General features: G+C 57.0%; 1 protein-coding gene. It reads left to right on the top strand.

Annotation, left to right across the window (positions count from 1 at the left end; all coding sequences use genetic code 11):
* Positions 1–132: 132 nt before the first annotated feature.
* Positions 133–643 (top strand): caspase family protein (locus AC1DU6_RS34460; RefSeq protein ID WP_477862975.1); only part of this gene is annotated, 511 nt, incomplete at its 3' end.

The raw sequence follows: 643 nt of genomic DNA, 5'->3' as shown, positions 1-643 counted from the left end.
GTGGTTAACGTATCCTGTTGCCCTCCTCATGCTCTTTGGTAGCGCCTTAATTCCGACCCGTTCCATTCAGAATTCGTTCAACGCTGTTGAATTTATGTGTAACGCTGGACCCAAAGATTTGGCGGGATGGTCATGACATYGATCTCGAAGTTCGCTGCTTTTCTGTTGGCACTCATGCTGGTCGGTGGAAGCACATCGAACGCCGCGCCGTCCGAACGGCGCATCGCTCTGGTGATTGGCAATGCGAACTATCAGGCAGGTGCCCTGCCGACCCCCGCGAACGATGCCGGCTTGATTGCACAAACACTTCAAGCTGCCGGCTTCGACGTCACCGGGGCACGAGATCTGGATCAGGATTCGCTGCGTCGGACGTTCCGGGAGTTCCTGGACAAGGCATCGTCCTCTGGACCGGAGACTGTCGCCTTCATCTATCTTGGCGGGTATGGATTGCAGCTTGAAGGCGAGAACTATTTCGTGCCGGTCGATGCCAGGATCGCTCGCGACGTCAATATATCGGCGGAAGCGCTTCGGTTATCCGACTATATGGCGCCGCTTGCCGCGTTGAAATTGAAGGCAAGCATGGTGGTGCTCGATATCGCGCGAGCTAATCCCTTCGCCAAGACCGGCGCGCCGCTGACCGGCG

This window comes from Roseateles sp. P5_B10, assembly GCF_056400485.1.
The sequence above is the reverse complement of the archived record's forward strand: the minus strand, read 5'-3'. Positions and strand labels throughout refer to the sequence as shown.